We start from the raw sequence: 2,747 nt of genomic DNA on the forward strand, positions 1-2,747 counted from the left end.
AATTGGGATGAGCCCGCTGCTGCGCGTTTCAAAGCGGCCATGGATGAGGATTTCAATACGCCGATGGCGGTGTCCGTGCTGTTCGATCTGGCATCGGAAGTGAACCGGTCCCAATCCGTGGAGGCCGCGCGTTTGCTGAAGGCTCTGGCGGGTGTGCTGGGCTTGCTGCAGCAGGCGCCCAAGGCCTATCTGCAAGGCGGCGGCGCCGGCTCGGGTGTTGATGCGCCGGTCATCGAGGCCTTGATCGCGGCCCGTGCCGAGGCGAAAAAGGCGCGCAATTTTGCAGAAGCCGATCGCATTCGCCATGAGTTGACTGCGATGGGCGTTGAGCTGAAAGACAGCGCGCAAGGCACGACCTGGGTGAAAGCTTAAATGGGTACTTCTCCCGCCAAGCCTCCCGCCACGGGTGACGTCGCCAGCTTGCTGGTGACGCCTCCGTATTGGGACGAGGCCTGCAAACATCTGGCCAAACGGGACCGGGTGATGCGCAAGCTGATTGCCGATCATGGCTCCGCGCGGCTGTACAGCCGTGGGGATGCCTTTACCACGCTGGCGCGCTCCATCGTCGGGCAGCAGATTTCTGTCAAGGCTGCGCAGTCCGTCTGGGAAAAGCTGTTGATGTTGTTCGGGCAGCAAGCACCTGATCAGCGTGCACCGCTGTCCGTGCAGGGGCTGCTGGCCCAAACGCCCGAAAGCTTGCGGCAGGTGGGTTTGTCTGCGCGCAAGGTAGAGTACATGCGCGACTTGGCCAAGCACTTCGACGAAGGTCAGGTGCATGTGGGCCAGTGGCAGCAGATGGACGATGAGGCCATCATTGAAGAGTTGATCGACATCCGCGGCATTGGCCGCTGGACTGCCGAGATGTTCCTTATTTTTCACTTGATGCGGCCCAATGTGTTGCCGCTGGATGATCTGGGCCTGATCAAGGGCATCAGCTTGAGCTATTTCAGTGGCGAGCCTGTGTCTCGCGCGGAAGCTCGTGATATTGCTGAAGCCTGGGCGCCGTACCGCACGGTCGGCACCTGGTACCTGTGGCGCAGCCTCGACCCGCTGCCCGTGGAATACTGACAAGGCCTGGAGTCTAGGAAAGGACGACCGCCATGAGCAAAAGACACTTTCTGGAATTCGAGCAACCGATTGCCGAACTGGAATCAAAAATTGAAGAGCTGCGTTATGTGCAGAGCGAATCGGCTGTCGATATCTCTGAAGAGATCGACCGCTTGAGCAAGAAGAGCCTGCTGCTGACCAAGGACATTTACTCGACCCTGAGTCCCTGGCAAGTCACGCAGATCGCCCGCCATCCTCAGCGCCCCTATACGCTGGACTACGTGAACGAGTTGTTCACTGACTTCCAGGAAATGCACGGGGACCGTCATTTCTCGGATGATTTGTCCATCGTGGGCGGTCTGGCTCGTTTCAACGGCCAACCGTGCATGGTCCTGGGTCATCAGAAGGGGCGTGATACCAAGGAGCGCGCGATGCGCAACTTCGGTATGTCTCGCCCTGAGGGCTACCGCAAGGCTTTGCGTCTGATGCAAACGGCCGAGAAGTTCGGTCTGCCTGTGTTCACCTTTGTGGACACGCCCGGCGCTTATCCCGGCATTGGTGCTGAGGAGCGAAATCAATCGGAAGCCATTGGTCGCAACATCTTCGAGATGGCGCGCCTGGAGGTGCCCATCATCACCACCATCATCGGTGAAGGTGGCTCGGGTGGCGCGTTGGCGATCAGTGTGGCTGATCAAGTTCTGATGATGCAGTACTCGGTGTACTCGGTGATCTCGCCCGAGGGCTGTGCGTCCATCCTCTGGAAGACAGCAGACAAGGCCTCGGATGCTGCCGAGGCACTGGGCATCACAGCACATCGTTTGAAGGCTCTGGGTTTGATTGACAAGATCGTCAGTGAGCCCGTGGGCGGTGCGCATCGCGATCACAAGCAGGCCTGTGCGAACCTCAAGCGTGCACTCAATGACGCCATGCGCCAACTCAGCGACATGAAGGTCAAGGACCTGCTGCAGACGCGCTACGACCGCCTGCAAAGCTACGGCCGTTTCAACGACACGAAGGAGCATTGAGCTTCGGCGGCGGCGGTGCGGTGCATGAGGGGTGGTGATGCAGGCCGGTGAAACACCGCTGTACCGTGTTGCCGTGGCCTATAGCGCCGGACGGGATTCGACGGCCTTGTTGCATGCAACGGCTTGCGCGGCGCGCGAGTCGGGTGGTGTCGAGGTCTGGGCGCTGCATGTGCACCATGGCTTGAGCCAGTATGCGGATGCCTGGCTGGCGCATGCCGAACAAACTTGCGCAGAATGGGCAGACCAAGGCTTGCCGGTGCGCTTGTTGGCGCGCAAGGTGTCGGTTCCGCTGGAAGCGGGCGCCAGTGTCGAATCTGAGGCGCGTCGGGTGCGCTATGCGGCTTTGTTCGAGATGGCGCATGAGGTCGGTGCCGATCTGGTGCTGCTGGCACACCATCGGCGTGATCAGGCGGAAACCGTGCTGTTGCAGGCTTTGCGAGGGGCTGGTGTCAAGGGATTGGCAGCCATGCCTGCTGATGCATCGCGGGACGGCCTGCGCTGGGGGCGCCCTTGGTTGCATCATCCACGCGAGGCCATCGAGGCCTATGTTCATCATCACGGCCTGCAGTTTGTGGATGACGACAGCAATGCTGATGAGCGTTTCGCTCGCAATCGACTGAGGCTGGCGGTATGGCCGGTGCTGGAGGCCGCCTTTCCTCAGGCCGAAGCGTGTCT

General features: G+C 60.4%; 4 protein-coding genes. All 4 read left to right on the forward strand.

Annotated elements, in window-relative coordinates:
• Nucleotides 1-372 (forward strand): DALR domain-containing protein (locus tag EPO09_RS09615; RefSeq protein WP_367200061.1); only part of this gene is annotated, 372 nt, incomplete at its 5' end.
• The gene (locus EPO09_RS09620) at nt 373-1,068 is read left to right on the forward strand and encodes a DNA-3-methyladenine glycosylase (protein WP_290642533.1); all 696 of its coding nucleotides are present in this window, start codon (nt 373-375) and stop codon (nt 1,066-1,068) included.
• A 32-nt stretch (nt 1,069-1,100) separates the two neighbouring features.
• The gene (locus EPO09_RS09625) at nt 1,101-2,072 is read left to right on the forward strand and encodes an acetyl-CoA carboxylase carboxyltransferase subunit alpha (protein ID WP_290642535.1); all 972 of its coding nucleotides are present in this window, start codon (nt 1,101-1,103) and stop codon (nt 2,070-2,072) included.
• 37 nt (nt 2,073-2,109) lie between these two features.
• Nucleotides 2,110-2,747, forward strand: a 638-nt coding sequence (gene tilS, locus EPO09_RS09630; RefSeq protein WP_290642537.1) for a tRNA lysidine(34) synthetase TilS, incomplete at its 3' end; no start/stop codon positions are given.

This window comes from Aquabacterium sp. (assembly GCF_004297345.1).
In the GTDB taxonomy this organism is placed as follows: domain Bacteria; phylum Pseudomonadota; class Gammaproteobacteria; order Burkholderiales; family Burkholderiaceae_C; genus Aquabacterium.

Coding starts and splice junctions, on each gene's coding strand:
- EPO09_RS09625 (WP_290642535.1), top strand. CDS start 1,101: ATGAGCAAAAGACACTTTCTGGAATTCGAGCAACCGATTGCCGAACTG.
- EPO09_RS09620 (WP_290642533.1), top strand. CDS start 373: ATGGGTACTTCTCCCGCCAAGCCTCCCGCCACGGGTGACGTCGCCAGC.